The sequence below is a fragment of the Pseudomonas sp. FG29 genome, assembly GCF_057809355.1.
The window spans coordinates 198,623-223,538 of record NZ_JBMDJU010000003.1 but is presented as its reverse complement, the minus strand read 5'-3'; the positions used below and the strand labels follow the sequence as shown (position 1 = coordinate 223,538).

Annotated in this window: 26 protein-coding genes; 21 read left to right on the top strand and 5 right to left on the bottom strand. The window is 64.8% G+C overall.

Translation table 11 applies throughout. From position 1 onward, the window contains the following. Positions 1 to 11 precede the first annotated feature (11 nt). The 9 genes from ACODS1_RS06290 (at position 12) to ACODS1_RS06250 (ending at position 7,102) form a co-directional block, all read left to right on the top strand. Complete coding sequence (locus ACODS1_RS06290; RefSeq protein ID WP_489084979.1) at positions 12 to 1,184, top strand: acyl-CoA dehydrogenase family protein; 1,173 nt, start codon at positions 12 to 14, stop codon at positions 1,182 to 1,184. Between the two features lie 27 nt (positions 1,185 to 1,211). Continuing rightward, a complete protein-coding gene (locus tag ACODS1_RS06285) occupies positions 1,212 to 1,574 on the top strand; it encodes an IacB protein (RefSeq protein ID WP_106738706.1) in 363 nt (120 codons plus the stop codon). Positions 1,575 to 1,577: 3 nt separating this feature from the next. Beyond that, complete coding sequence (locus ACODS1_RS06280) at positions 1,578 to 2,087, top strand: nuclear transport factor 2 family protein (protein WP_489084978.1); 510 nt, start codon at positions 1,578 to 1,580, stop codon at positions 2,085 to 2,087. A gap of 142 nt (positions 2,088 to 2,229) precedes the next feature. Continuing rightward, entirely contained in the window at positions 2,230 to 3,504 is a 1,275-nt protein-coding gene (locus tag ACODS1_RS06275; RefSeq protein ID WP_017362058.1) for an aromatic ring-hydroxylating oxygenase subunit alpha, read from the top strand. Between the two features lie 67 nt (positions 3,505 to 3,571). Continuing rightward, complete coding sequence (locus ACODS1_RS06270) at positions 3,572 to 4,048, top strand: aromatic-ring-hydroxylating dioxygenase subunit beta (RefSeq protein WP_489084977.1); 477 nt, start codon at positions 3,572 to 3,574, stop codon at positions 4,046 to 4,048. A gap of 9 nt (positions 4,049 to 4,057) precedes the next feature. Next, positions 4,058 to 4,798 carry an SDR family NAD(P)-dependent oxidoreductase gene (locus tag ACODS1_RS06265; protein WP_489084976.1) on the top strand — a complete coding sequence of 247 codons (741 nt, stop codon included), beginning with the start codon at positions 4,058 to 4,060 and terminating at the stop codon, positions 4,796 to 4,798. 118 nt (positions 4,799 to 4,916) lie between these two features. Continuing rightward, complete coding sequence (locus ACODS1_RS06260; RefSeq protein WP_489084975.1) at positions 4,917 to 5,876, top strand: PDR/VanB family oxidoreductase; 960 nt, start codon at positions 4,917 to 4,919, stop codon at positions 5,874 to 5,876. Positions 5,877 to 5,914: 38 nt separating this feature from the next. Next, positions 5,915 to 6,415 carry a flavin reductase gene (locus ACODS1_RS06255; RefSeq protein ID WP_489084974.1) on the top strand — a complete coding sequence of 167 codons (501 nt, stop codon included), beginning with the start codon at positions 5,915 to 5,917 and terminating at the stop codon, positions 6,413 to 6,415. A gap of 63 nt (positions 6,416 to 6,478) precedes the next feature. Beyond that, positions 6,479 to 7,102: an NIPSNAP family protein gene (locus tag ACODS1_RS06250; protein WP_489084973.1), complete on the top strand. Its 624-nt coding sequence runs from the start codon at positions 6,479 to 6,481 to the stop codon at positions 7,100 to 7,102. 80 nt (positions 7,103 to 7,182) lie between these two features. Here the strand turns inward: ACODS1_RS06250 and ACODS1_RS06245 are convergent, their stop codons facing one another. Next, complete coding sequence (locus tag ACODS1_RS06245; RefSeq protein ID WP_489084972.1) at positions 7,183 to 8,067, bottom strand: LysR family transcriptional regulator; 885 nt, start codon at positions 8,065 to 8,067, stop codon at positions 7,183 to 7,185. Positions 8,068 to 8,193: 126 nt separating this feature from the next. Between ACODS1_RS06245 and ACODS1_RS06240 the strand changes: the two genes are divergently transcribed. The 3 genes from ACODS1_RS06240 to catA are packed head-to-tail and all read left to right on the top strand — an operon-like array spanning position 8,194 to position 10,601. Next, positions 8,194 to 9,315, top strand: a complete 1,122-nt coding sequence (locus ACODS1_RS06240) for a muconate cycloisomerase family protein (RefSeq protein WP_489085018.1) — start codon at positions 8,194 to 8,196, stop codon at positions 9,313 to 9,315. Positions 9,316 to 9,340: 25 nt separating this feature from the next. Further along, entirely contained in the window at positions 9,341 to 9,631 is a 291-nt protein-coding gene (catC, locus tag ACODS1_RS06235) for a muconolactone Delta-isomerase (protein WP_013717261.1), read from the top strand. Between the two features lie 40 nt (positions 9,632 to 9,671). Further along, positions 9,672 to 10,601, top strand: a complete 930-nt coding sequence (gene catA / locus ACODS1_RS06230; RefSeq protein WP_489084971.1) for a catechol 1,2-dioxygenase — start codon at positions 9,672 to 9,674, stop codon at positions 10,599 to 10,601. Positions 10,602 to 10,678: 77 nt separating this feature from the next. On the opposite strand, the gene ACODS1_RS06225 is transcribed toward catA, so the two are convergent. The 4 genes from ACODS1_RS06225 to ACODS1_RS06210 all read right to left on the bottom strand — a co-directional run bounded on the left by ACODS1_RS06225 (position 10,679) and on the right by ACODS1_RS06210 (position 15,916). After that, complete coding sequence (locus ACODS1_RS06225) at positions 10,679 to 11,896, bottom strand: MFS transporter (protein WP_489084970.1); 1,218 nt, start codon at positions 11,894 to 11,896, stop codon at positions 10,679 to 10,681. 93 nt (positions 11,897 to 11,989) lie between these two features. Further along, complete coding sequence (locus ACODS1_RS06220; RefSeq protein ID WP_489084969.1) at positions 11,990 to 13,354, bottom strand: DUF1329 domain-containing protein; 1,365 nt, start codon at positions 13,352 to 13,354, stop codon at positions 11,990 to 11,992. 14 nt (positions 13,355 to 13,368) lie between these two features. Further along, positions 13,369 to 15,147, bottom strand: coding sequence for a DUF1302 domain-containing protein (locus tag ACODS1_RS06215; protein ID WP_489084968.1), 1,779 nt, complete (start codon positions 15,145 to 15,147; stop codon positions 13,369 to 13,371). 100 nt (positions 15,148 to 15,247) lie between these two features. Beyond that, positions 15,248 to 15,916 carry a TetR/AcrR family transcriptional regulator gene (locus ACODS1_RS06210; protein WP_489084967.1) on the bottom strand — a complete coding sequence of 223 codons (669 nt, stop codon included), beginning with the start codon at positions 15,914 to 15,916 and terminating at the stop codon, positions 15,248 to 15,250. 85 nt (positions 15,917 to 16,001) lie between these two features. On the opposite strand from ACODS1_RS06210, the gene ACODS1_RS06205 reads away from it, so the two are divergent. From ACODS1_RS06205 to ACODS1_RS06165, 9 genes are all read left to right on the top strand, one after another. Further along, on the top strand, positions 16,002 to 17,600 hold the full coding sequence (locus tag ACODS1_RS06205; protein ID WP_489084966.1) for a xylulokinase: 1,599 nt from the start codon (positions 16,002 to 16,004) through the stop codon (positions 17,598 to 17,600). Then, a complete protein-coding gene (locus tag ACODS1_RS06200) occupies positions 17,597 to 18,229 on the top strand; it encodes a class II aldolase/adducin family protein (RefSeq protein WP_489084965.1) in 633 nt (210 codons plus the stop codon). Before ACODS1_RS06205 ends, ACODS1_RS06200 begins: the two co-directional genes overlap by 4 nt. Before the next feature lie 13 nt (positions 18,230 to 18,242). Beyond that, positions 18,243 to 19,709, top strand: coding sequence for an aspartate aminotransferase family protein (locus ACODS1_RS06195; RefSeq protein WP_489084964.1), 1,467 nt, complete (start codon positions 18,243 to 18,245; stop codon positions 19,707 to 19,709). Next, positions 19,706 to 20,323 carry a hypothetical protein gene (locus ACODS1_RS06190; protein ID WP_489084963.1) on the top strand — a complete coding sequence of 206 codons (618 nt, stop codon included), beginning with the start codon at positions 19,706 to 19,708 and terminating at the stop codon, positions 20,321 to 20,323. Before ACODS1_RS06195 ends, ACODS1_RS06190 begins: the two co-directional genes overlap by 4 nt. 68 nt (positions 20,324 to 20,391) lie before the next feature. After that, positions 20,392 to 21,324, top strand: a complete 933-nt coding sequence (gene pcaQ, locus ACODS1_RS06185) for a pca operon transcription factor PcaQ (RefSeq protein ID WP_489084962.1) — start codon at positions 20,392 to 20,394, stop codon at positions 21,322 to 21,324. Between the two features lie 127 nt (positions 21,325 to 21,451). Continuing rightward, positions 21,452 to 22,171 (top strand): protocatechuate 3,4-dioxygenase subunit beta, encoded by a 720-nt coding sequence (gene pcaH / locus ACODS1_RS06180; RefSeq protein WP_489084961.1) that lies wholly within the window; start codon positions 21,452 to 21,454, stop codon positions 22,169 to 22,171. Positions 22,172 to 22,183: 12 nt separating this feature from the next. Then, positions 22,184 to 22,792 (top strand): protocatechuate 3,4-dioxygenase subunit alpha, encoded by a 609-nt coding sequence (gene pcaG / locus ACODS1_RS06175; RefSeq protein ID WP_489084960.1) that lies wholly within the window; start codon positions 22,184 to 22,186, stop codon positions 22,790 to 22,792. Next, a complete protein-coding gene (zapE, locus tag ACODS1_RS06170) occupies positions 22,761 to 23,792 on the top strand; it encodes a cell division protein ZapE (protein ID WP_489084959.1) in 1,032 nt (343 codons plus the stop codon). Before pcaG ends, zapE begins: the two co-directional genes overlap by 32 nt. Before the next feature lie 34 nt (positions 23,793 to 23,826). After that, positions 23,827 to 24,774 (top strand): AEC family transporter, encoded by a 948-nt coding sequence (locus tag ACODS1_RS06165; RefSeq protein ID WP_489084958.1) that lies wholly within the window; start codon positions 23,827 to 23,829, stop codon positions 24,772 to 24,774. The last annotated feature ends 142 nt before the right edge of the window (positions 24,775 to 24,916 follow it).

The window sequence follows — 24,916 nt, the reverse complement described above, 5'->3', positions numbered from 1 at the left end:
TGGAGAAGCCCATGTCTTCCCTAAGCCAGCTGGAACACCAGCGCCTTGCCCCGATCACCGCGAACGAAGCCTTTCAGACGCTGCTGGCCGATATCCGCGAGCGCGCCCGCCGTGAGGAGTTCGATCAGCAGCGTTACATCTCCCATGACGTGATCGCGCGTTTCAAGGAGCTCGGCGTCTACCGCGCCCTGGTGCCGACCCGCTTCGGCGGCGAGCAGCGCAGCCCCATGGAGTTCTGCGAGATGGTGGAGGATGTCTCCGCAGCCGATGGTTCCGCCGGCTGGGTCGCCAGCTTCGGCATGAACCCGGTGTACCTGGCTGCGCTGCCGCTGGCGACGCTGGACAAGGTGTACGCCAATGGTCCGGACGTGGTGTTCGCCGCCGGCATCTTCCCGCCGCAGCCGGCGGAGACCATCGAAGGTGGTTTCAAGGTGCGCGGACGCTGGAAGTTCTCCAGTGGCTGCATGGGCGCCGACCTGATCGGCGTGGGCATCAGCCCCAAGGTCGGTGAAACCCTGTCGCTGCCGCGTCTGGCCGTGATGCCGCGGGAGAAGGTCGGCATCGAGGACACCTGGGACGTGGTCGGCCTGGTCGGCACCGGCAGCCATGACCTGGTGCTCGATGGCGTCGAAGTGGCCGAGGAGTGGACCTTCGTCCGTGGTGGCCCGGCCAACCTCGATGAGCCGCTGTTCCGCTATCCGTCGCTGTCCTTCGCCACCCAGGTGCTGTCCGTGGTCGGTCTGGGTGTCGCCCGCGCCGCGCTGGACTACCTGGCCGACATGGCCAGCGGCCGTTTCTCCGTCACCGGCGCGCCGGCCCTGGCCGACCGCCCGCTGGCGCAGATGCAGATGGCCAAGGCCGAAGCCGAGCTGCGCGCTGCCCGCGCCTGGTTCTACGAAGCCATGGAAAACGCCTGGGCCAGCGTGCTGGCCGGCGATGCAGTGAGCGTCGAGCAGACCAACCTGCTGCGCCTGTCCTCGACCCATGCCACCCGTGTAGCCGCCGAGGTGGCGCGCACCGCGCAGATGCTCTCGGGCATGACCGGCGTTTACCGCCACAGCCCGCTGGCGCGCTTCGTCAACGATGCCCAGGTGGTCACCCAGCACGCCTTCATGGGTGACATGACCTACCAGAACGCCGGCGCGATCTTCTTTGGCGGCAAGCCGATGCCTGGCTACCTGTAATCGACAACTTGAATAGCGGTGACTGTGATGACTGAGAAAAAAGCCTTGCGCGTGCTGTTCTGCATGGGCATCAACCAGAACTTCTTCGACGCCCCGCGTGAAGAGCAACTGGAAGTCTGGGCGGCGTTCAGCGCCATGTGGAACGGTATCCATGACCTGCCCGGCGTGACGGTGTTCGGCAACATGGACGACGACCAGAGCATGGTCGGCCCCAGTACCGGCTACCCCTGGACCACCTACCTGCTGGCCGACGTGCCGGACATCGAGACGGTGCACGCCGCCTGCAACCTGTTCCGCACCACCGCCGTGGGCACCGGCCCGTACAAGCTGTGGCGCTACTGCAAGGTGGAAGCGCGTACCGGCCGCGAACTGATCATCCAGCGTGCCTGAGCCATGAGCCGATCCCTCGAAGCCCGCCTGCACCAGCTGGAAAGCGAGAACGCCGTGCGTGCCTGCATGAATCGCTACATGGTGCTGTGCGATGCACTCGATGCACGCACCCCGCTGGACGAGCTGGCCGGGCTGTTCACCGCCGACGCCATCTGGGAAGGCAAGGGGGCCAAGTACGCCAAGAGCTTCGGCGGCTACCGGGGGCGCGAGGCGATCCGCGCGATGTTCGCCGGCTACATGACCGAGCCGGCGCACTTCGCCCTCAACGTGCACTTCCTCTGCTCGGAGCTGATCCGCGTGGAGGGCGACGAGGCCAATGGCAGCTGGGTGATGCTGCAGACCTCCACCTTCGCCAGCGGTGCCTCGCACCTCAACGCGGCGCGCCTGACGGTGCGTTTTCGTGAGGAGGAGGGCACCTGGCGCATGGCGCACTTCCAGACCGAGAACCTGTTCGGCCGCCCGGTCGAGGCGTGGAACAGCGATGCCCACCTGCCCGTGCCGGGCAAGACGTAGGGTGGGCTTCAGCCCACCGCAGAAAGGCCAAACGTGGGCGCAAGCCCACCCTACGAAGATGGCGCTAGCCGAAGCTCCGATTTTCGGGCAAGGCGAGCAAAAGAAATTGTGAGTCGGCACCTGATGCCGACGAGGAGTGACCGTGACCAACCTGATCGAAACCGTGAACCTGGCCAGCTCGCCGGCCGACCTGGTGCTGCACGACCGCGTGCACACCTCCCTGTACACCGATGCGCGCATCTTCGACGAAGAGCTGGAAAAGGTCTTCTACAGCACCTGGGTGTGGGTGGCGCACGCCAGCGAGATTCCCGACAACGGCAGCTACAAGAGCACCTACATCGGCAAGCAGCCGGTAATCGTCGTGCGTGACCGCAAGAAGGACGTGCACGTGCTGCTCAACCGCTGCCGCCACCGTGGCGCCACCGTCTGCGAGCACAAGAAGGGCAAGACCAACAGCTTCGTCTGCCCCTACCACGGCTGGAGCTACGCGCTCGACGGCAGCCTGCGCGGCGTGCCGCACCCGGAGAGCTACGCCGACTGCCTGGACAAGGGCGAGTTGCCACTGGTGAGCCTGCGCGTCGAGCAATACAACGGCATGATCTTCGCCACTTTCAAGGACGACATCGAGCCGCTGGAAGACTTCCTCGGCGCGGCCAAGAAGTGGATCGACCTGTTCATGAAGCAGGGCGCCGGTTACGGCGTGAAGGTCTCCGGTGAGCATCGTTTCCGTTTCCCCGGCAACTGGAAGATCCAGCTGGAGAACACCACCGACGCTTACCACTTCCCGCTGGTGCACAAGTCGTTCCTGTCCTCGGTGGACGAGCAGACCCTGGAGCTGTTCGATTTCGTCGAAGGCCCGGGCTACGTCGAGGATCTTGGCAACGGCCACAGCGTGATGGTGATGATCCCCGACCTGGTGGATCTGGAAGCCGACCTCGACAAGCCGATCCCCGAGCGCTTCGAGGCGCTGGCCCAGGAGCTGCGTGACGAAGGCATCGAGGAGCAGCAGGTACGACGCATCGTCCGCGCCGTCGGCGGCTCGGGCTTCAACCTCAACCTGTTCCCCAACGTCGCCTGCTCCATGGCCTTCTTCCGCGTGCTGCAGCCGGTCTCGGTGAACGAGACCGAAATCCACCACGCGGTGATCACCATGGACGGCGGCCCGGCCGTGGCCAACCGCTACCGCCTGCGCCTGCACGAGCACTTCCAGGGCCCGATGGGCTTCGGCACCCCGGACGACTCCGAGGCCTGGGAGCGCGTACAGAAGGGCGCCCAGGCCGGCAGCGACCTGTGGATCATGCTCAACCGCGGCCTGCCCGGCGAGAAGCCGAGCGAGGACGGTCTGGTCAGCGACGTGAGCGCCGAGACCGGCATGCGCGCGGCCTACCAGCAATGGAAAAAGATGATGTCGGCCTGAGCCGCCGCGCCTCTCTGCCCGCGTGGGTGAGAGGGGCCCGTCACGCACCTATTTGAAGAGAACGAATATGAATCTTGAACTGCTCAACCACGTCAGCGCCTTCATCTGGCAGGAAGCGGACATGCTCGACCACGGCGACTTCGACGCCTGGCTGAACCTGTGGGCCGACAAGGGTACCTACATCATCCCGATCGACCCCAGCGAGACCGACTTCGAGAACACCCTCAACTACGCCTACGACGACCACCACATGCGCCAGTTGCGTGTGCAGCGCCTGATCGGTGGCGAGTCCATCTCCACCAGCCCACGTGCCCGCACTGTGCGCAGCCTTTCGCGCTTTCGCGTACTCGGTGAGGAAGACGGCGTGGTCACCGTGCGCTGCGCGCAGAACCTGCGTGAGTTCCGCAAGGACGTGCTCAAGCACTACACCGCGGATGTCACCTTCCAGCTCAAGCGCGACGGCGACTGCTTCAAGATCCAGCGCAAGCTGATCCAGCTGATCAACTCCACCGATACCCTCGCCGGTATCGGCTACATCCTGTAGGACGCCGTCATGACTCAGGTAGCCCTCGTCACCGGCGCCGCACAGGGCCTCGGTTTGTCCATCGCCAACCGTCTGTTCGCAGCCGGTTACGCGGTGGTGATCACCGATCTGTCGTTGGAAAGTGCCCAGGCCGCCGCTGACCGTCTCGACCCGAGCGGTCAGCGCAGCCTGGCGCTGCAACTCGACGTCGCCAGCAAGGCCGACTTCGAGGTCGCGCTGGCCGCGGTGCTGGCCCGCTGGGGCGCGCTGCACGTGGCAGTCAACAGCGCCGCGATGACCCGCACCACGCCGGTCATGCAGATCAGTCCGGAAGAGTTCGACCAGGTCATGAGCCTCAACACCCGCAGCATCTTCCTCGGCTGCCAGGTGTTCGGCGGGCACATGGCCGAAGCTGGCTACGGGCGGATCATCAACATGGCTTCGCTGGCCGGGCAGAACGGCGGCACCGCCACGGGCGCGCACTACGCCGCCTCCAAGGGCGCCATCGTCACCCTGACCAAGATCTTCGCCAAGGAGCTGGCGGCTGCCGGGGTGACGGTCAACGCCATCGCCCCCGGCCCCATCGAGTCGCCCGCCGTGCATGCGGCGGTGCCGCCGGAGCGTATGGCCGGGCTGCTGGCCAATATCCCGGTGAAGCGCCTCGGCGATGCCGATTTCCTCGGTGACCTGGTGGTGCAACTGGCGCGCCCGGAAGCCTACTTCACCACCGGGGCGACCTGGGATGTGAACGGCGGCCTGTTCATGCGTTGAACCCCGTCCGCTGCAGCCCAACGGCCGCAGCGGACAAAAGAAAGAATGCCGCGCGTGCGAGCAGCGGACTGTAACGAACGAGAACAATCAGCACCTCGAAGGGTGCGGGAAGGTCGGTATGACTGAGCAAGTGTTGAACCTGGTGGTACGCAAGCGGCAGGAGCAAGGCGAGGGCGTGGTAATCCTCGACCTCGCCGATCCGACGGGCAGCAATCTGCCGACCTTCGAGGCCGGTGCCCATGTCGATATCCACCTCAAGCCTGGCCTGGTGCGCCAGTATTCGCTGTGCGGTGATCCGGCCAACGCCAGCGTCTACCGCCTGGGCGTGCTGCGAGACCCGGCCTCACGCGGTGGCTCGGTGGCAGTTCACGAGCTGCTCACCGAGGGCGCCAGCGTCAGCGTCGGCGCGCCGCGCAACCTGTTTCCCCTGGCCGCTGGCGCCAGTCGCTCCATCCTTATCGGCGGTGGCATCGGCATCACCCCGATGATCGCCATGGCGCACCAGTTGACCGCCCAGGACAGCCCGTTCGAGCTGCATTACTGCGGGCGTTCGCGCCAGCGCACGGCCTTCCTCGACGAGCTGGCCAGCGCCGATTTCGCCGCCTGCGTACGTACCCACTTCGATGATGAAGGCGATGCGCAGAAGCTCGACCTGCCGGCCGTGCTCGGCCAGCCAGGCGCCGGTGTGCATGTCTACGTGTGCGGCCCGTCCGGCTTCATGGACTGGGTCATCGACGGTGCACGCAAAGCTGGTTACGCCGAGGAACACATCCACCGCGAGTACTTCCAGGTGGAAGTCGACGCCAGCGGCGACAGCTTCGAGGTGGTTGCGCAGCGCAGCGGCAAGACCGTTCAAGTCGCCGAAGGCCAGACCATCATCGATGCCCTCGCCACCGTCGGCATCAAGGTGGAAATCTCCTGCGAGCAGGGCGTCTGTGGCACCTGTCTGTGCGACGTGCTGGAAGGCGAACCGGATCACCGCGACGTCTACCTGACCGATGACGAGAAGGCCGCCAACGACCAGATCCTGGTCTGCTGTTCGCGCGCCAAGTCGAAAAAACTGGTGCTGGACATCTAGCGCAGGCCTGCAGGCCGTTAACAGACGAGGGCAAGATCATGGTCGACACCACAGGTTTCCGTAATGCCATGGCGCTGCTGGGCGGCGCCGTTTCAGTGATCACCACCGACGGTGCAGCCGGGCGCTGGGGCTTTACCGCCTCGGCCGTATGCAGCGTCACCGACCAGCCGCCGACGCTGCTGGTATGCATGAATCGTTCATCTTTCTCCAATGGCCACTTCAAGCAGAACGGCGTGCTCAGCGTGAACGTGCTGAGCGCCGAGCTGAAGGACATTTCCGGCGTGTTCGCCAACCGCGAACTGGACTCCGACCAGCGTTTCGCCCAGGCCAGCTGGAGCACCCTGGAAAGCGGCGCGCCGCTGCTGGACGACGCCCTGGTCAATTTCGATTGCCGCATCGCCCAGGCGCATGAGGTGGGCTCGCACACCATCTTCTACTGTGAGGTGCTGGGTATTCGTAACGGCAAGAGCCAGGACGGGCTGGTGTATTTCAACCGCGCCTATCACCGTCTGGGTGAGCAGTCGCGCGCGGCGTGCTGAGGTTTCGTGGGTGGGCCGAGTGCCCACCCTGCCTCGCTTGCAATCCAAGACTGCGAGAAGACCATGCGACTCTATGAACTGATCACTTTCACCCTGCGCGTGCGCACTCCGGCCGAAGCGCTGAAGCACCTGCGTGAGACGCTCGCCGAGGCGCGCGATGGCTGCACACTGATGGGCTGCTGGTCGTCCGAAATCGGCCCGCTCAACCAGATTGCCGTGCTGCGCGGTTTCCGTGACGAGGCGGCGCGGCAGGCTGAGCGCGAGCGCTTTCTCCAGGCACCGGATGCCTTCGGTATCGAAGCCTTCATGCTCGATATGAAGGTGGAAAACTACACGCTGTTTCCCTTTCTCGAACCCCTGGCGCCCGGCCACCACGGGCCGTTCTACGAGCTGCGCGAATACAACCTGATTCCCTCGGGCTTGGCCCCTACGATGGCGGGTTGGGAAAAGGCCGTCGGCCCGCGCACCGGCGCAGGCTATTCGGAGGTCTACGCGGCGTTCTTCGCCACCGACGGGCGTACTCCGCGCTATCTGCACATCTGGCCGTACGCCAGCCAGGAGCAGCGCCTGGACGTACGCACTCGCGCGGTGGCGGACGGCGTCTGGCCGCCGGAGAACTCCGGGCCGCAACTGCGCGAGATGCATTCCACCCTCTACCTGCCGGCGGCGTTCTCGCCGTTGCAGTAGGTACAGGTGATTTTTTCCAGGTGTGCTTTCAGCCCGTCTCTCCTTACGGGCTTTTTCTTCGGCCAGGACGCCGTTCCAGGTTAGTCCTGACGGCTGCGCGACAGCTCATCGACCAGCGCCAGGCAATGCTGCAGGGCTGGCGAGGCGTCACCAATACGGCGGCTGATGATGATCGGCGAGGTGGCTTGCGCTTCCTGCAGTGGCGCGTAGTCGATGTCGACGCGATGCAGCACCTGCACCGAGGCCGGCACCAGGGTGATGCCGATACCGGCGGCGACCAGACCGATGGCGGTCTGCAGCTCGTTCGTCCACTGCGCCACACGGATCTGCAGGCCATGCGTGGCGAACAGCGTCAGCACGTGATCGGCGTAGCTCGGGCGCGGGTTGCCCGGGTACAGCACGAACGGCTCGCGGGCCAGTTCGGCCAGGCTCACCGGGCCCGGCAGCAGCGCATGCCCGGCGGGCAGGGCGGCCACCAGCGGGTCGAGCCTCAGCACCTGCTGTGAGATGGCTGCATCGTCGATATGGATACGGCCGAAGCCGACGTCGATACGCCCGGCCTTGAGTGCTTCCACCTGCTGCAGCGTGGTCATTTCCGACAGACCCAGCTCCAGGCCGGCATCGCTGCGCAGGCGACGGATCAGCTCCGGCAGCACGCCGTAGAGGGTGGACGGGGCGAAGCCGATGCCGAGCCAGGCTTTCTCGCCCGAGCCGATGCGTCGGGTGCTGTCGCAGACCTTGCCCAGTTGTTCGAGCAGGGCGCTGGAGTGTTCGTGGAAGAAGCGCCCGGCTTCGGTCAGGCGTAATGGCCGGCCGCGTTCGAGCAGGGCTACGCCAAGTTCCTCCTCGAGCTGCTGGATCTGTCGGCTCAGCGGCGGCTGGGCGATGTGCAGGCGCTCGGCGGCACGGGTGAAGTTGAGGGTTTCGGCGAGCGCCTGGAAATAGCGCAGGTGGCGAAGCTCCATGAGCGGCTGTCCTTCGAGGTTGACGATACCTGTGGGGTATTGTTGCAGACAAAATCAATATTGGAACCTGCCAAAATGCAGGATCAATATCCGATCACATACATGAACAACCTGATGGGTATTGAAATGAGCCACGCCGCGATCGAGTCGCTCGAAGCGATCATCGTCGACCTGCCGACCATCCGCCCGCACAAGCTGGCGATGCACACCATGCAGAACCAGACCCTGGTGATCCTGCGCCTGCGCTGCGCCGATGGCATCGAGGGCATCGGTGAAGCGACCACCATCGGTGGCCTGTCCTATGGCAACGAGAGCCCGGACAGCATCAAGGTCAACCTGGATCGTCACTTCGCGCCGCTGCTGATCGGCCAGGACGCGAGCAACATCAACGCCTGCATGCAGCGCATCGACCGCGTGGTGAAGGGCAACACCTTCGCCCGTTCGGCCGTGGAAACCGCGCTGCTCGACGCTCAGGGCAAGCGCCTCGGCCTGCCGGTCAGCGAGATTCTCGGCGGCCGCGTGCGCGACAGCCTGGAAGTGGCCTGGACCCTGGCCAGCGGCGATACCCGCAAGGACATCGCCGAAGGTGAGCAGATGCTCGAAGCCCGTCGCCACCGCATCTTCAAACTGAAGATCGGCGCCGGCGAGGTGAACAAGGATCTGGCCCACGTCATCGCCATCAAAAAGGCCCTCGGCGAGCGCGCCAGCGTGCGCGTCGACGTCAACCAGGCCTGGGACGAAGCGGTAGCCCTGCGCGCCTGCCGCATCCTCGGCGACAACGGCATCGACCTGATCGAGCAGCCGATTTCGCGCCACAACCGTGGCGGCCAGGTGCGCCTGAACCAGTCCAGCCCGGCACCGATCATGGCCGACGAGTCCATCGAGTGCGTGGAAGACGCCTTCAATCTGGCGCGCGACGGCGCTGCCCCGGTGTTCGCCCTGAAGATCGCCAAGAACGGCGGCCCGCGCGCCGTGCTGCGCACCGCCAGTATTGCCGAGGCGGCCGGCATCGGCCTGTACGGCGGCACCATGCTCGAAGGCAGTGTCGGCACCCTGGCTTCGGCCCATGCTTTCATCACCCTGAACAAGCTGGCTTGGGACACCGAACTGTTCGGCCCACTGCTGCTGACCGAGGAAATCGTCACCGAGCCGCCGCTGTACCGTGACTTCCAGTTGCACGTGCCGCGCCTGCCCGGCATCGGCCTGACCCTCGACGAAGAGCGCCTGGCGCGCTTCCGCCGTTCCTGATCCTGCCCGAAGGAGGAAAGCCAACATGCTGTTCCACGTGAAGATGACCGTGAAGTTGCCGGTCGACATGGATCCCGCCCAGGCGGCCAAACTCAAGGCTGACGAGAAAGAACTGGCGCAGCGCCTGCAGCGCGAAGGCAAGTGGCGCCACCTGTGGCGCATCGCCGGACACTACGCCAACTACAGCGTCTTCGACCTGGGCAGCGTCGAGGAGCTGCATGACACCCTCATGCAGTTGCCGCTGTTCCCCTACATGGACATCGAGGTGAACGGCCTGTGCCGTCATCCTTCTTCGATTCACCAGGACGATCGCTGATCAATCTTCCACTCGATAAAAACAAGATGAGGAAATAATCATGAGCATCAAACTGTCGCATACCGAAAGCGTCCAGAACTTCTTCAAGGAAGTCAGCGGTCTCACCAACGAACAGGGCAGCCCGCGCATGAAGGCGCTGGTCAACCGCATCCTGATGGACAGCATCCGTCTCATCGAGGACATGGAAGTCACCACCGAGGAGTTCTGGAAAGCCGTCGACTACCTCAACCGCATGGGCGCGCGCAGCGAAGCCGGCCTGCTGGTGGCCGGTCTGGGTCTGGAGCACTATCTGGATCTGCTGCTCGATGCCAAGGACGAGGCGGCCGGCCTGCTTGGCGGCACCCCGCGCACCATCGAAGGCCCGCTGTACGTGGCTGGCGCGCCGCTGTCCGAAGGCGAAGCGCGGATGGACGATGGCACCGACCCGGGCACGCCGATGTACCTGCATGGCCAGGTCTTCGATGTCGACGGCAAGCCGCTGGCTGGCGCGGTGGTAGATTTGTGGCACGCCAACACCAAGGGCACCTACTCCTACTTCGATTCCAGCCAGAGCGAGTTCAACCTGCGCCGCCGCATCGTCACCGACAGCGAAGGCCGCTATCGTGCACGCAGCATCGTGCCGTCCGGCTACGGCTGCCCGCCCGATGGCACCACCCAGGAGGTGCTCAACCTGCTCGGTCGTCACGGCAACCGCCCGGCGCACATCCACTTCTTCATCTCCGCGCCTGGCTATCGTCATCTGACCACGCAGATCAACCTGGCTGGCGACGAGTACCTGTGGGACGACTTCGCCTACGCCACTCGTGACGGCCTGATCGGTGACATCCAGTTCGTCGAGAGCGAGTCCGCCGCGCGTGACCATGGCTTCCAGGGCAACCGTTTCGCCGAAGTGAAGTTCGACTTCCAGTTGCAGAGCGCTACCGTGCCTGACGCTGAACAGCGCAATGCGCGCCCGCGTGCGCTGCAGTAATGACTTAACCAGACACCCTGCGTTTGACCGGCCCAATGGGCCGGTTTTTTTATGCCCGATACTTGAGGCGGCTGCACTCAGAGTCGGCGCATGGATCTACACAACGTCACGATCAGCGTCTGCAGCACTGCCAGAGTGGTGAGGAAGACGATCACATAAGCCCAATGGCCAAGCGCAGCGTGGATCAGTACCGCCAGGCCCATGCCGCTACCTGCTCCCAGGTTGCCCGCCAGGGTGATGAGCGCGTTGGCCTGTGCGGCCTGTGCCTTGCCGGCGATCTGTTCGGACATGGCGATCAGCAAGGCGTAGCCCGGTAGTTGGCAGGCGCCCAGCAGGGCGGCGTAGAGCAGGACGAAGGTGGGCGCCGTGGCGTAATAGAGCAGACATAGCATGGGGATGACGCACACGCCGCAGCCCGCGAGCACGATGAATTTGCCGCCGACACGCTGGGCCAGCGAGTCGATGAATAGCGAGCCGATCACACCGGCGAGGATCATCAGTGCTCCTGCCGCCGAGAGCGTCTCGGCGCCCAGCCCATGCTCCGTCAGCATGGGCTCCAGGCTCAGCGCCAGGGCATTGAACAGCCCGCATCCAGCCAGGGTCGTGAGCAATACCGGGCGCATGCCCGTTGAGCGAAACAGTTGCACCAGGCTCATGGTTTGCGCCGATTCTCCACGCGGGTAAGTTGGCGCGCTGGCGCTGCACAGCCAGAGCAGCCCGGCTGGAAGCAGCCCGACCAGGCCGGTGATGAGCAGGCCCTGAGCGATTCCGGTCTTCGCCACCAGCATGGGCGGCAGGGCAAGCCCCATCGCCAGCCCGAGGAACAGGCCGGCGGTGGCGATGCCGATGGCCGTTCCGCGTTCGTGCTCTTCGAACCACTCGATTGCCATGCGCGAGATGCCGTTGAGCAGCAGGGGTTGGGAGATGCCGATGAGCACCTGCCCGAGCATCAGGCCGAAGAAACTGTCATCGACGCGCAGTGGCAGTGACAGGGCCAGTACGCCACTGCCCAGCGTCATGCCACGCCTGAAACCTGCACGGTCGATCAGGCGTCCCGCCGGAACGGACAGCAGGATGCAGAGAATGGGGATGATCAGGATGCTCAGGCTGCTGGCGAGCTCACCCAGGCCGTACTGCAGTTGTATCTGCGTCTGCTGCGGGATGAGAAAGCACACCTGGGTCTGGTTGGCGCAGAGCACCAGGGCAAAGAGCAGAGCCACGGCCCAGCGCCGCTTGGCCGGTGCCAGGGGCGTTGCGGCCGTCAATGGGATGGCCGTGCATGAGGAGTCGTTCATGGTCGCAGGGCGCCTCGGCGTCGTTCAGGGGAGAACCGGAGCGTTGCGCCCCGGTCACTGGGCGGGAATCAGGCATTCCCGCCGCATCGATCCTCACTGCGTGCCGGTGCGGCGCAGCGTGGCCGGGGTCCAGTAGCCAGGAGGCGGTGCCGGAAGGAGGAACTGGCGGGGAGCCTTCTCGCTGTTGCGCAGGCCGATGGCGGTGTAGGTGCGGGCGTTGAGGTCGTGGTACACGACGTTGACTGGCGTGATGGTGGGCACTTCGTAGGCGTTCTTGCTGAACGCCAGGTTGACGTGCCAGAGCGCGCCGCGCGAGTCGTAGTTCTCCACCATCAGGGCGTACCAGCTGTCCTCGTCGAGGTAGAAGCGGCGCTTGGCATGCACGTGGCGTTGGCCCGAGCGCAGCGTGGCTTCGACGATCCACACGCGGTGCATCTCCCAGCGCGTGTAGTCCGGGTTCAGGTGGCCGGGCATGAGCAGTTTTTCCGCGGCGACGCCGGGCTGCTCCATGGCGTAGTTGTGGTAGGGCACGAGCAAGGCCTGCTTGCCGACCAGTTTCCAGTCGTAGCGGTCGGTGGCGCCGTTGAACATGTCGGTATCGTCGGCGTAGATGCCATCGTTGGGCGTGTCATAGGCCAGGGTTGGCGCGCGGCGCACACGACGCTGCCCCGGGGTGTAGACCCAGGCTGCCCGTGGTTCTTCGACCTGGTTGATGAAATCGCGCACCAGCAGCTTGCGCCCGGCCTCGCGTGACGGTGGCAGCAGCTCGCTCATGAAGTTCTGCAGCACGTTTTCCAGGGTGCCGACGTTCTTGCTGGGGTCGTAGTAGTTGGAGAGCATCTGCATGCGTTCGCGGATGATCGAATAACTACCACTGGTGGTGACCTGCGCGGTGTTGGCGATCTCGTCGATGTAGCGGCCCTGCCAACGGGTGATGTGGTTCCAGATCGCTTCGCGGCCATCGTTGGGGATCGGGAAGGGGATGCCGGCGTAGGCGCCGCTCAAGCCGTTGCCGCCTTCGACCAGGGTGGCATTGAGGGCGTTGCGCCGGGTGTTCTGGTAGATGTCGTCAGGGGCTGCCACGCTGCGGTGGCTGGGGTAGACCGGAATCTTGAAGGTAGTGGGGAAGGACTTGAGCAGGGCCTGCACGCCGGGGCTGAGATTGCTCTCGTCTGCGGCCATGTTCTGCGCATCGATCACGCGCAGCGGCTTTTCATCGGCGAAGGGATCGACATGGAAGCTGCCGGGGCCTTGGTACCCGGCGGGTGGCGTTTTCAGGCCGCCGGTCCATTCGGGGATGCCCTTGGCGGCATCGCCCTGGCGCTCGGCGCCGAACGGCGTGAGCGAGTTGCCGAGCTGGGCGGCACGTTCTTCGCTGACCTTGGCATGAGCGAGCAGCGGCACCTGTAGGCCGATGGCGAACAGCAGGGCACTCACGCACAGAACATTCTTATTCATTGTTGTTTCCGCCCTCAGAAGGAGTAAGAGACATTGAGCGCGAGGTGGTCGCGATCGATGAGCGAATTGTCTTTGCGTGCGCCCCAGAACGAGGTGTAGGCCAGCTTGCCGCCGAACCTGTCGCTGTACTTGAGGCCGAGTTCGAGCGTGGCCGACTTGCGCCCCTGCACGAAGTTTTCGTTGATCGTCGGCGAGGTGCCGGAGACGTCCTGGCGGAAGGTGATGGCGGGCATCAGGTCGAGGTTCGGTTGCACGTCCTGGATCAGGCCGGTGAAGTTCACCGTGTAGCCCCAGGCGAACGAGTCCAGATAGGCGTAGTTGACCGAATCCAGCAGGCTGCCGGGCACATGGTTGAAGGCCGCTTCGGCCAGCATCGTCAGGTCGTCCAGGCCGGCGGTCGGGCCGAAGGTGTGGATGGCCGATACCGAGCCGGTGTAGAGCTCGTGGCGCTTGTACAGATCGATGCTGCGGCGTCCGTCGTTGTTGGAGCCGTCACCGAACTCGCCGAGATCGATGCCGACGCCGCTGGCACCGCCTGCGGTCAGCGCGCCCTCGGCCAGTTGTTCCAGCTCGTAGGTCATGGACGGCTCCAACGGCGCGTTGGGGCGGTAGGTCAGTTCACCGGCCAGGCTGGTGTCGCCGACCGTACCGGAAACGCTGAAGCCGAACAGGCGGATGTCTTCGGGGTAGATGAAGTCGTAACGGCTGCTGTCGAGAAAGGCCAGGCCATCGACCAGCGGCACCGAGGTGGGGTCGAACGTCTGGGCGAAGCCGCACAGGTCGGCGAAGCGGCCTCCGCTGCCAGTGCTGCAAGCGCCGGACACGCCCTTCTGCAGGCGCAGGAACGGCACCTTGCTGTGGTAATTGAGGTAGTAGAGGCTGAACTCGGTGTTGTTCCAGTCCTCGACCATATAGCGCAGGGCGAAGCCGTACTGGCCGTCGTCACGTGCGTCATGCTCGCGGCCGTAGCGAGCGCCGGCGACGATGCCGTTTTCGCCGTTCAGCCCCGGTACCAGCTCGGCCAGTGGCCCCAACTGGTTGCGCAGGTCGATCAGCACGCCATTGCTGCCTTTGCCGAAATAGTCCTGATTGTTGAAGAAGGCGCCGGTTGGCATCACTTCATGGCCCTTCCACTCGAGCCCGTAGAAGGTCTCGAAACTGAGCGCATCGGTCAGGCCGAGTTGGGCCGAGATCATGTTGGTCGGCAGCAGGGCATCCTTGAAGCTGGCGTTGGGCAGCACCACGCGGCCCTGATCCACCGGATTGATCACGTTGAGCCCGTCGGCGTAGAAGATGCCTTCGCCCCAGTTCAGCACCTGGCGGCCGAGTCGCACGCTCACCGGCATCTCGCCCAGATAACGGTTGGTGTAGAGGTAGGCGTCGAGCAGGCGGGCGCGATGCCCGGAGCGGTTCTTCAGGTCGGAGGGGTAGCGCGCGTCGCTGTCGGTGTTGTGCGTCGCGAAGCCATCACCGGTGGGGTCGTTGTCCATGATCTGGGTGTCGTACCAGGCGGTACCGCGGACGAACAGACCATCCTGCTGGGTGCGTACGTGCAGCTCCGAGGTCAGCTTGAACTCGTTGGAGACGAAGCCTTTGTCGTAGTACTCGCTGCCGTCGTTGTTGTTGATGAAGATGTTCTCGCCACCGCGCTCGATGTGCTCGGGCGAGCCCGTACGGTAGATCGAGGTGAACTCGGCGACGCTTTCCAGGGTGGTGGTGACGTTCGGCCCGGTGTCGATCTGGAAAGCTGGCGCCTTTGCCCCACAAAGGCTAAGCCCCACAACCAATGCCATCTTTTTCTTCTTATGCAACATGGTGACCTCTGCTTGCGCTCGAAATGACCGCCGACACCTGAGGCTTTGCGGGCGCTAGCGCCCGCGCGAACGCCAGGCGCTAGCCGGCCGGTTGGGTGAGTGAACCGACGGTGCTGCTGTGAATGAGTCGAAGGCTGTCCTTGAGCTGCCTGATGCGCGCCGGGCGCTCTTCTTCAGGCAGCGTCAGGATCAGTTTGGTGACCGCTGTGGCGCCTTCGGTGAGCACCAGCGCCAGGCCTTCTGCCTGCTCCTCGTCGAGCGACGGATTGCTCACGCGGAACGTGGTCGCCAGCACCTGCGCGGCGCGGAAGGTGTCCTCACGGTTGAGTTCGCGCAGCTCCGCCGACGCGGCGACGCAGCCCCAGATCTCGACGAAGCCGGGGTGGCTGCTCTGGATGCCCACCATCAGGTCGATCAGGTGTTCGATCAGCGCGCCCGAGTCGGCGGGCGTGGTCGGGTCGCTGACGGTCTTGAGCACCTCTTCCAGGGACGCGTTGATGGCGGTGGTGTAACGCAGCCAGACCTCCTTGGCGATCGACAGCTTGGTCGGGAAATACATGTACAGCGAGGCGATGGGCAGCCCTGATTCGCGGGCGATCTCGCGCATCGAGACGGCCTCGTAGCCATTGGCGGCGATCAGTTGCAGTGAGGTATCGAGAATCGCCTCGAGCCGCGCCTGGCTGCGCTCCTGCTTCGGCACCCGTGGTTTGCGGGTCTTTTTCGGATCGCTTGACAAAGTTTCGGTCACCCCTACATCCTCTTAAAACATGAGCAATGCTTATGTTTTAGCCCGGGCGACAAAAAATGGGAAGAGCAAAGAAAAAAAATATGAGGTGGCTGCCTTGAGCTCTGATGATCCTTTGGTGCTTGCCGTTGACCTCGGCAGCTCCGGTTGCAAGACGGCGCTGGTCAGCCTGGACGGGCGCGTCACCCGCTTCGCCTTCCGCCCCGTGCGCACCCATGTATTGCCGGGCGCCGGTGTCGAGCAGTGCCCGGAAGACTGGTGGCAGGCGTTGCTGGAGAGTGCCGAAGAGGTGCTGGATGGGGATGCCGCCGTGCGCCGGGCGGTGGTGGCGATGGCCTGCTCCTGTCAGGGCGAGGGCACCTTGCCGGCGGATCGCGAGGGCAATCCGCTGGCGCGCGCCCTGCTGTACATGGACATGCGCGGGCAGCAGGCGGTACGGCGCCGGGTTGGCGGCGCGCTGCCGCGAGTCGCCGGCTACGATCCACTCAAGCTGTGGCGCTGGCTGCGCCTGACCGGCGGCGCGCCGGCGCTGTCAGGCAAGGACAGCTTCGGCCATATCGCCTTCATTCGTGATGAGCTGCCGGAGCTGTACGAGCGCACCGACAAGTTTCTCAACGTGCTCGATTTCATCAACCTGCGCCTGACCGGCCGCCTCGCTGCCACCGTCGATTCGGCGCTGTGCAACTGGGTCACCGACAACCGCGACCCGAGCCGCATCCGCTATGACGAGCGCTTGCTTGGCATGGCTGGGCTGCGGCGCGATCAGTTGCCCGAACTGGTGCGCTGCCAGGAGGTCATCGGCACCTTGCTGCCGGCGGTGGCCGAGCGCCTTGGCCTGTCGTCGAGCCTGCCGGTGGTCGCAGGGGCGGTCGACAACACGGCTGCTGCACTGGGCTCCGGTGCGGTCGCCGATAACGCGCTGCACCTGTACGTCGGCACTTCATCGTGGATTGGCGCGCATGTGGCGAAGAAGAAAACCGACGTGTTCCGGCAGATCGCCGCCGTGCCCTGCGCGCTGCCGGATCGCTACCTGATGATGGCCATGCAGTCGGCCGCCGGGGCCAACCTGAGCTTCCTGCGGGATCGCATTCTGTACGCCAAGGATGCCCTGCTGCAGAACGAGGCGGGGCCAGACGTCTATCGCATCCTCGATGAAGTCGCCGCCGGCGTGCCTGCCGGTTCACGCGGGTTGCTGTACCTGCCCTGGTTGATGGGCGAGCGCAGCCCGGTGGATGACGCGAACCTGCGCGCGGGCTTGGTGAACATGACTCTCGAACATGCCCGCGAGCACATGGTGCGCGCCTTCCTCGAGGGCGTTGCCCTGAATACGCGCTGGATGATGCAGGCCGTCGAAGCCTTCATCGGCCATCCGACCGAGGCGATCACCCTGGTCGGCGGCGGTGGGCAGTCGGAGGTCTGGTGCCGCATCTTCGCCGACGTACTCGGCGTCACCGTGCGCCTGCCCGAGCAGCCGATCCAGGCCAATGCCCGGGGCGCGGCCTTCCTGGCCGGGGTCGGTATTGGCGCGATGAGCTTTGCCGACATTCCCGAGCGGGTGGCGATCCGCCGCGCCTTCGAGCCGGACAGCGCCCGGCATGCGCTCTACGACTGCAGCTACGAGAACTTCCGCGCCGCGCACAAGGCGCTGGCGCCTTTCTATGCACAACTGAATCGAGGTGCTCAATGAGTCTTGAACAGCGGGCCAGGGAAACCGTGGTGCGTACCGCCGTGGCGATGGCCGACAAGGGCTTTCTCGCCGGTATCGGCGGCAACCTGGCGCTGCGCATCGACGCCGAGCGCTTCGCCGTCACGCCCTCGGCCAGTGATTACTACGCCATGTCGCCGGCGGACATCTGCATCCTGCGCCTGGATACGCTGGAGCAACTTGCCGGTGACGGCAAACCCTCAGTCGAAAGCGGATTGCACGCTCGGATGCTCAAGGCGCGCCCCGATTGCCAGGCCAGTCTGCATACCCATCAACCGATCGCCAGCGCCTTCACCCTGCTTGGCCGGGCCTTGCCGATCAGCGGTGCCGAGGCCCGTCAGGTGATCGGTCGGCAGGTGCCGATGTGCGCCTACGGCCCTTCCGGCTCCGGGCTGTTGAGCTGGCTGATTGGCCGCCGCGTACGCCCCGATGTGAATGCCTACCTGATGCGCAACCACGGTGCCATCGGCATCGCCAGCACCCTGGAGCAGGCCGGGCGGGTCATGGAATTGCTGGAGCAGGAGGCGCGCGACTGGTTCTGCCGCGCGCTGCATGCGCAGCCCAACCACGCACTGTGCCGACACGCCCTCGCCAGCCTCAACGACTACTAAAAGGACAGCCACAATGAACGCTTCCACTGCCCCGATTCCCGCCACCTCCGGTATCTCGCGCTGGCCCGACACTGCAGCCGTCGATGCCCGGCTCAAGGCACTGATCACGCAACCGATCCGCCCGATCCGCCGCGAGCACATGCAGAAGGTGCACGATTACTTCGAGCACAAGTGTCGTGCCTCCAAGCAGCTCGCCGGCCGCGCTGCCGAGGTCATTCCTGGCGGTATCCAGCACAACCTGGCCTTCAACTATCCCTTCCCGCTGGCGATGAAAAATGCCCTGGGCGCTCACCTGGAAGATATCGACGGCAACCGCTATATCGATTTCCTTCAGGCCGGCGGCCCCACGCTGCTCGGCAGCAATGACCCGGTGGTGCAGGAAAAGGTGATCGAAACCCTGCGCGAGTGCGGACCGGTCACGGGGCTGCTGCACGAGTGCGAGGTCAAGCTGGCGGAACTGGTCTGCAAGCACGTGCCCTCGGTGGAGATGTTCCGCATGCTGGCCTCCGGTACCGAGTCGGTGATGGGCGCCATCCGCCTGGCCCGTGCCTATACCAACAAGAAGTGGATCATCAAGATCGGCGGCGCCTATCACGGCTGGAGCGATCAGGTGGTCTTCGGCATGCGCATTCCCGGCACCGGGCGGCGCGAGGCGCTGGGCATCCCCAGCGGCTCTACGAGTTACACCCAGGAAAGCTTCCCCAACGACCTGGCGGCCATCCGTCGCCGCCTCTGGCTCAACCGCCTGCGCGGCGGCACGGCGGCGATCATCGTCGAACCGCTGGGGCCGGAGAGCGGGACGCGGCCGGCGCACAAGGACTTCAATGCCAACCTGCGCAAGCTCTGCGACGAGTTCGGCGCACTGCTGATCTTCGATGAAGTGGTCAGCGGCTTCCGCGTCGGCATGGGCGGCGCCCAGGGCTATTTCGGGGTGATGCCGGATCTGACCATCTTCGGCAAGTGCCTGACCGGCGGCTACCCAATGGCCGGCGGCATCGGCGGGCGCCGCGACATCATGATGATGCTCGCCGGTGGTATCGGCGGCAAACAGGGCAAGCGCGCCTTTGTCGGCGGCACCCTGACGGCCAACCCGCTGTCCTGCGTGGCCGGTTATCACACCTTGCTGGAAATGGAAAAACGCAACGCCTGCGCCATCGCCGGTCGGGCGGGTGATCGCATGGCCGCCGGGCTGGCGCAGATCATCGAGCGCCTGGGCCTGCCCTACGTCGTCTACAACCAGGGCTCGGTGGTGCACCTGCAGACCTCCGGCGTGCTGCTGCTCAACGTGCGTAACCCGATCCAACTGATGCGCGAGGTGAATCCGCGCAAGCACATGATGGAAGAAATGGGCGCCGCCTACATGGCGCATGGTCTGGTGACGCTGGCCGGCAGCCGTCTCTATACCAGTGCTGCCGATACCGACGAGATCGTCGACGAAGCCCTGAACCGCTTCGAAGACGTGTTCAAGATGGTGATATGAGCATGCAGGACGAACTGATCAAGGCCGCCGCGCGGCTGAGTGGTAAAGGCCTGCTCAATCGACAGGGCGATGCACTGTCGATGCGCCTGGTTGGCGAGGGCAAAATGCTGATCCTGGAACCGGGTGGTGTGGTGCGCAGCCTCGACCTGAACGATCCCGGTTCAGGCGTCGCCGCCACGCACGCCCGGGCCTACCTGGCCCGCTCGGATGCCGGTGCCGTAGCGACGCTGAGCCCGCGCTGGAGCCTGCAACTGGCGGGGCTGGACGAAGCGATGCCGGGCATCTTCGATGAACAGGCCCGGCACTTGGGGCGCAACTGGGCACCCACGCAAGCCGGGAAGTTGGCCGAAGCCCTGGCGTCTGGCGGCAATGCCGGCCTGGTCGACGACCGTCTACTGGTGCTCGGCATCACGCGCAATCGCCTGCTGTTCAACGCCGAGTTGTTCGAGAAGTGCGCGATGGCCTACGTGCTGGCGCGCCTCGGCGGTGGCCGGGTCAGCAAGCTGCCGTGGATCGTGCGCAAGGTCGCCGGCGGACGGCTGCTCAAGGACGAAGCCATGGCCTGCGCATGCCATGCCCGTGGGCAGCGCAGCCCTGAGCCAAGTGGCTACTGAGCGAGGCATGACTGTGAGGCGCTGACGCTTTGCGGCATCATCGCAGGCGTCCGCCTCCGGTGCCCCTGATGAACATCGACACCCGTATCAAGTTTCGCCACCTGCTGTGCTTTCTCGAAATCGCTCGCCAGCGCAGTTTCGCCAAGGCGGCCGATGCCCTGGCCGTGAGCCAGCCGGCGATCTCCAAGACGCTCAAGGAACTGGAGGGAATCCTCGACGCCAGCCTGTTCGAACGGGGCAAACAGGGCGTCAGCCTGACCGCTGCGGGTGTGGCCTTCATGCGTTACGCCGGCCCTTGCGTGCAGGCGTTGCGCGATGGCGTGAACAGCCTGCGCGACGGCGAACACGAGGCCGGGCAGGTGCGTGTCGGCGTGCTGTCTACCGTCGAAAGTCTGCTGATTCCCGAGGTGGTGCGGCGTCTGCACGAGCGGCATACGGCGCTGGTGGTCAGTGTTGCCACCGGGCCGGGGGCCTATCTGCTCAGCCAGTTGCGCGTTGGCGAGCTGGATCTGGTGATCGGCCGCATGACCGACAGCCCGGACATCCAGGGCCTGACCTTCGAACACCTGTACAGCGAGTCGATGACCCTGGTGGTGCGTCCGGGCCATCCGCTGCTGGCCGTCGGTGACGAAGCGCTCGGACAGCTGGGTGATTACCCATTGGTATTGCCGACAGCGGGCACCACCATCCGCAAGCATGCCGACAGCCTGTTCGTGCAGTGCGGCGTGACGCCCTCGCGCCAGCGTCTGGAAACCCTGTCACCAGCGCTGAGCCGGCGCTACGTGTTGTGTAGCGATGCGCTGTGGGTGGCGCCGCAGGATGCGGTTTGTCTGGACGTTCAGCGTGGCGAGCTGATCGAGCTGCACTTGCATGTGCGTGAGCCGGGCGGCTCGGTGGGCATCTGCCGTAATGGCGCTTTGGGCCTGCCGCTGGCTGCCGAGCGCTTCTGCGATGTGCTGCGCGAAGTGGCGCAGGCCTACCGGGAAGGTGTCTTTCCATAACCTATTGGTTATGTATTGGCGGCATCTTTTCAATTTTCAGCCAGGCTGCCTTGATCGAGACTGCGCCCAATGCCCCGAGGAACATGTCCTTGGGGCGACTCCACAATACCCATAACAGGAGTGCGCAATGCCTGCCGAGGACAATCGCCGTTTCGTCATTCGTGACCGTAACTGGCACCCGAAAGCCTTCACCCCCGACTACAAGACCTCCATCGCCCGCTCGCCGCGTCAGGCGCTGGTGAGCATCCCGCAGTCGGTTTCCGAAACCACCGGTCCGGACTTCTCGCACCTGAAGTTCGCCGAGCACGACAACGACCTGCTGCTCAACTTCAACAACGGTGGCCTGCCCATCGGCGAGCGCATCATCGTTTCCGGTCGGGTGATGGATCAGTACGGCAAGCCGATCCCGCATACCCTGGTAGAAATGTGGCAAGCCAACGCCGGCGGCCGCTACCGCCACAAGAACGACCGCTACCTGGCGCCGCTCGACCCCAACTTCGGTGGCGTCGGCCGTGCCCTGACCGACAGCGAAGGTCGCTATATCTTCCGCACCATCAAGCCCGGCCCTTATCCGTGGCGCAATGGGCCGAACGACTGGCGTCCGGCGCACATCCACTTTTCCATCGGTGGCCCGTCGATCTCCACGCGCCTGATCACCCAGCTGTACTTCGAGGGTGACCCGCTGATCCCGCTGTGCCCCATCGTCAAGTCCATCGCCAACCCGGACGCCGTGCAGACGCTGATCGCCAAGCTGGACATGGGTACGGCCAATCCGATGGATTGCCTGGCCTATCGCTTCGACATCGTGCTGCGTGGCCAGCGCCAGACCCATTTCGAGAACAAGTAAGGAGGGATGACCATGCCTGTTGAATTGCTGCCGGAAACCCCTTCGCAAACTGCCGGCCCCTATGTGCATATCGGCCTGGCCCTGGCCGCCGCCGGCAACCCGACCCGCGAGCAGGAAATCTGGAACCAGATGGCCAAAGCCGATGCGCCGGGTGAGCACATCGTCCTGGTTGGCCACGTCTACGACGGCAATGGCCACCTGGTGCGCGATGCCTTCCTCGAACTGTGGCAGGCCGATCATCAAGGCCAGTACGACGAGGATTACGACCAGTCCAAAGCCTTCAACGGCTTTGGCCGTACCGCTACCACCTTCGATGCCGGCAGCGAGTGGTTCGCCTACACGGTCAAGCCGGGTGTGGTGAAAAACGCCGCCGGTGTACCGATGGCGCCGCACGTCAACGTCGCGCTGTTCGCCCGTGGCATCAACATCCACCTCAATACCCGTCTGTATTTCGAGGATGAAGCCGAGGCCAACGCCAAGGATCCGGTGCTCAATCTGATCGAGCAGCCGCAGCGCCGCGAGACGCTGATTGCCAAGCGCTGCGAAGTGGACGGCAAGCCGGCCTATCGCTTTGATATCCGCATCCAGGGTGAGGGAGAGACGGTCTTCTTTGACTTCTGAGTTGTACACGCAGGCCTCACGCTCGATCGCGGCGCGAGGCCTGCATCTGGATGACGCCCAAGAGCGCATGCTTGTCCGTCTGGCCGATTGGCTGCAGGCGCGCTTGCGGCCGTCTGCCTGGTGGCGGCGAACGGCGGCTGGCGCGTACCTCTGGGGTGGCGTCGGACGCGGCAAGAGCCTGTTGCTGGCGGCGTTGTTCGAGGCCGCACCCGTGGCCCATAAACGCCGCGTTCACGTACATGCGCTGCTGCAGGAAGTGCAGCAACGCATGCTGACCCATGTTGGGCACGCCGACCCGCTGTTGCGCGTGGCCGATGAGCTGGCCAGCGAAGCGCGCCTGCTCTACCTCGACGAATTTCATGTGCACGACATCGGTGATGCGATCCTGCTTGGTCGCCTCTTGCAACCTTTGATCGCGCGCGGTTGCATCCTCCTGTTCAGCTCCAACTACGCGCCGGCGCAGTTGTGCCCAAACCCGCTGTATCACAGCCGTTTCAAACCCTTCGCCACGCTGCTGGAAAAGCGCTGCCTGGTGCTGGAAATGGATGCCGGTGTCGATTATCGCGCGGCCAGTACGCAGCACTGGGGCCTCTACCTGCAGGCGCCGACGAGTCGTCTGCAGGAGCGCCTGGGGCATCTGCCCGCCACCGTGCAATTGCCGCTGGCGCGCCGCAGCCTGACACTGCGCGGCATGGACGCTCGCACCCTGTGGCTGGATTTTGCCGCGCTGTGCCAGCAACCGCTGGCCAGCAGTGACTACCTGCAGCTATGCCAGCGCTTCACCCACATCGTCCTCGGTGAAGTGCCCGTGCTGGCGCGCTGCTCGCTGGATGAGCAGCAGCGCCTGGTCAATTTCATCGACATCGCCTACGACAGCGGTCGCGAGCTGTGGCTGCATAGCACGCATGCGCTGGACGAGCTATGCACGGGCGTCGCCCATGGCGACTTCTCAAGAACGCGCAGTCGTCTGGCGCAGTTGCGCCTCGAGCGTGCGGCATGACACCTTCCGATCTTTGTCGACGCGAGCCCCTGGCATGCTGGCTGTTCTGAGCATCACCGCCCCTATCTTCATCATCATCGGCCTGGGCTTTTTGTCCGCCCGTATCGGCCTGGTCAATCGCGAGCAGGCCCGTGGCATGGGCACCTTCGTCATCCACTTCGCGCTGCCCTCGCTGGTGTTCAAGGCGCTGGTCGAGCGCAGCCTGGGCGAAGTGCTCAATTGGCCCTACCTGGGCGCCTATGCCCTGGCCTCGCTGAGCCTGTTCGGCTTTGGCCTGCTGCTGACGCTGCGTTGGCGCGGGCAGAGCCTGTCTTCCAGTGCGATTCTGGCCATGGGTATGTCGGTGTCCAACAGCGGTTTCATCGGCTACCCCATCGCGGCCATGGTCATCGGCCATACGGCCGCGCTGGCCATGGCGCTGGGCATGCTGGTGGAGAACCTGCTGATGATTCCGCTGGCGCTGGCCATCGCCGAGGCGGGCCGCCAGGGCGGGCAGGGGTGGGCAGTGGTGCGCGAAACGCTGCTGCGCCTGCTGCGCAATCCGCTGATCATCGCCATCGTGCTGGGCTTGAGCATGTCGCTGCTGGAGCTGCGCCTGCCGGTCGTACCGGCGCGGGCGATCGAGATGCTGGCGGGGGCATCGGCGCCGTTGGCGTTGTTCGTCATCGGCGCTTCGCTCAACGGGCTCAAGGTCGGTGGCATGGCCGCCGACGTGGCGCAGGCCTCCATCGGCAAGCTGATCCTGCATCCGTTGCTGATGTTCACCGCGTTGTGGCTGATGCCGGGTGTCGATCCGGCACTGATGGTCGCCGGCCTGCTGTTCGCCAGTGCGCCGATGATGAGCGTGTTCCCCATCCTCGGTCAGCGCTTCGGCCTCGAAGAACGCTGCGCCGCCGCTCTGGTGGCCTGCACCGTGCTGGCCTTCTTCAGCGTCAGCGCGGTGCTCGCGTTGCTGCGCTGGCAGGGATTATTACCAGGCTGAAGCCTGTAGGAGGCGCTTCAGCGGCGAGCTTCTATTGGGTATCTACAAGCCAATTCGAATCTACGGCAGTCGCGACTGAATCCCCTCTTACGGGCCACCTGTTTTCGCCTATTTACGATAACCGCACGATGGTTCGATAATC

What these genes read in the sequence shown, in the direction of transcription:
- ACODS1_RS06290 (WP_489084979.1), top strand. Translation starts at nt 12, where the DNA reads ATGTCTTCCCTAAGCCAGCTGGAACACCAGCGCCTTGCCCCGATCACC.
- ACODS1_RS06285 (WP_106738706.1), top strand. Translation starts at nt 1,212, where the DNA reads ATGACTGAGAAAAAAGCCTTGCGCGTGCTGTTCTGCATGGGCATCAAC.
- ACODS1_RS06280 (WP_489084978.1), top strand. Translation starts at nt 1,578, where the DNA reads ATGAGCCGATCCCTCGAAGCCCGCCTGCACCAGCTGGAAAGCGAGAAC.
- ACODS1_RS06270 (WP_489084977.1), top strand. Translation starts at nt 3,572, where the DNA reads ATGAATCTTGAACTGCTCAACCACGTCAGCGCCTTCATCTGGCAGGAA.
- ACODS1_RS06265 (WP_489084976.1), top strand. Translation starts at nt 4,058, where the DNA reads ATGACTCAGGTAGCCCTCGTCACCGGCGCCGCACAGGGCCTCGGTTTG.
- ACODS1_RS06260 (WP_489084975.1), top strand. Translation starts at nt 4,917, where the DNA reads ATGACTGAGCAAGTGTTGAACCTGGTGGTACGCAAGCGGCAGGAGCAA.
- ACODS1_RS06255 (WP_489084974.1), top strand. Translation starts at nt 5,915, where the DNA reads ATGGTCGACACCACAGGTTTCCGTAATGCCATGGCGCTGCTGGGCGGC.
- ACODS1_RS06250 (WP_489084973.1), top strand. Translation starts at nt 6,479, where the DNA reads ATGCGACTCTATGAACTGATCACTTTCACCCTGCGCGTGCGCACTCCG.
- ACODS1_RS06245 (WP_489084972.1), bottom strand. Translation starts at nt 8,067, where the DNA reads ATGGAGCTTCGCCACCTGCGCTATTTCCAGGCGCTCGCCGAAACCCTC.
- ACODS1_RS06240 (WP_489085018.1), top strand. Translation starts at nt 8,194, where the DNA reads ATGAGCCACGCCGCGATCGAGTCGCTCGAAGCGATCATCGTCGACCTG.
- catC (WP_013717261.1), top strand. Translation starts at nt 9,341, where the DNA reads ATGCTGTTCCACGTGAAGATGACCGTGAAGTTGCCGGTCGACATGGAT.
- catA (WP_489084971.1), top strand. Translation starts at nt 9,672, where the DNA reads ATGAGCATCAAACTGTCGCATACCGAAAGCGTCCAGAACTTCTTCAAG.
- ACODS1_RS06225 (WP_489084970.1), bottom strand. Translation starts at nt 11,896, where the DNA reads ATGAACGACTCCTCATGCACGGCCATCCCATTGACGGCCGCAACGCCC.
- ACODS1_RS06220 (WP_489084969.1), bottom strand. Translation starts at nt 13,354, where the DNA reads ATGAATAAGAATGTTCTGTGCGTGAGTGCCCTGCTGTTCGCCATCGGC.
- ACODS1_RS06215 (WP_489084968.1), bottom strand. Translation starts at nt 15,147, where the DNA reads ATGGCATTGGTTGTGGGGCTTAGCCTTTGTGGGGCAAAGGCGCCAGCT.
- ACODS1_RS06200 (WP_489084965.1), top strand. Translation starts at nt 17,597, where the DNA reads ATGAGTCTTGAACAGCGGGCCAGGGAAACCGTGGTGCGTACCGCCGTG.
- ACODS1_RS06195 (WP_489084964.1), top strand. Translation starts at nt 18,243, where the DNA reads ATGAACGCTTCCACTGCCCCGATTCCCGCCACCTCCGGTATCTCGCGC.
- ACODS1_RS06190 (WP_489084963.1), top strand. Translation starts at nt 19,706, where the DNA reads ATGAGCATGCAGGACGAACTGATCAAGGCCGCCGCGCGGCTGAGTGGT.
- pcaQ (WP_489084962.1), top strand. Translation starts at nt 20,392, where the DNA reads ATGAACATCGACACCCGTATCAAGTTTCGCCACCTGCTGTGCTTTCTC.
- pcaH (WP_489084961.1), top strand. Translation starts at nt 21,452, where the DNA reads ATGCCTGCCGAGGACAATCGCCGTTTCGTCATTCGTGACCGTAACTGG.
- pcaG (WP_489084960.1), top strand. Translation starts at nt 22,184, where the DNA reads ATGCCTGTTGAATTGCTGCCGGAAACCCCTTCGCAAACTGCCGGCCCC.
- ACODS1_RS06165 (WP_489084958.1), top strand. Translation starts at nt 23,827, where the DNA reads ATGCTGGCTGTTCTGAGCATCACCGCCCCTATCTTCATCATCATCGGC.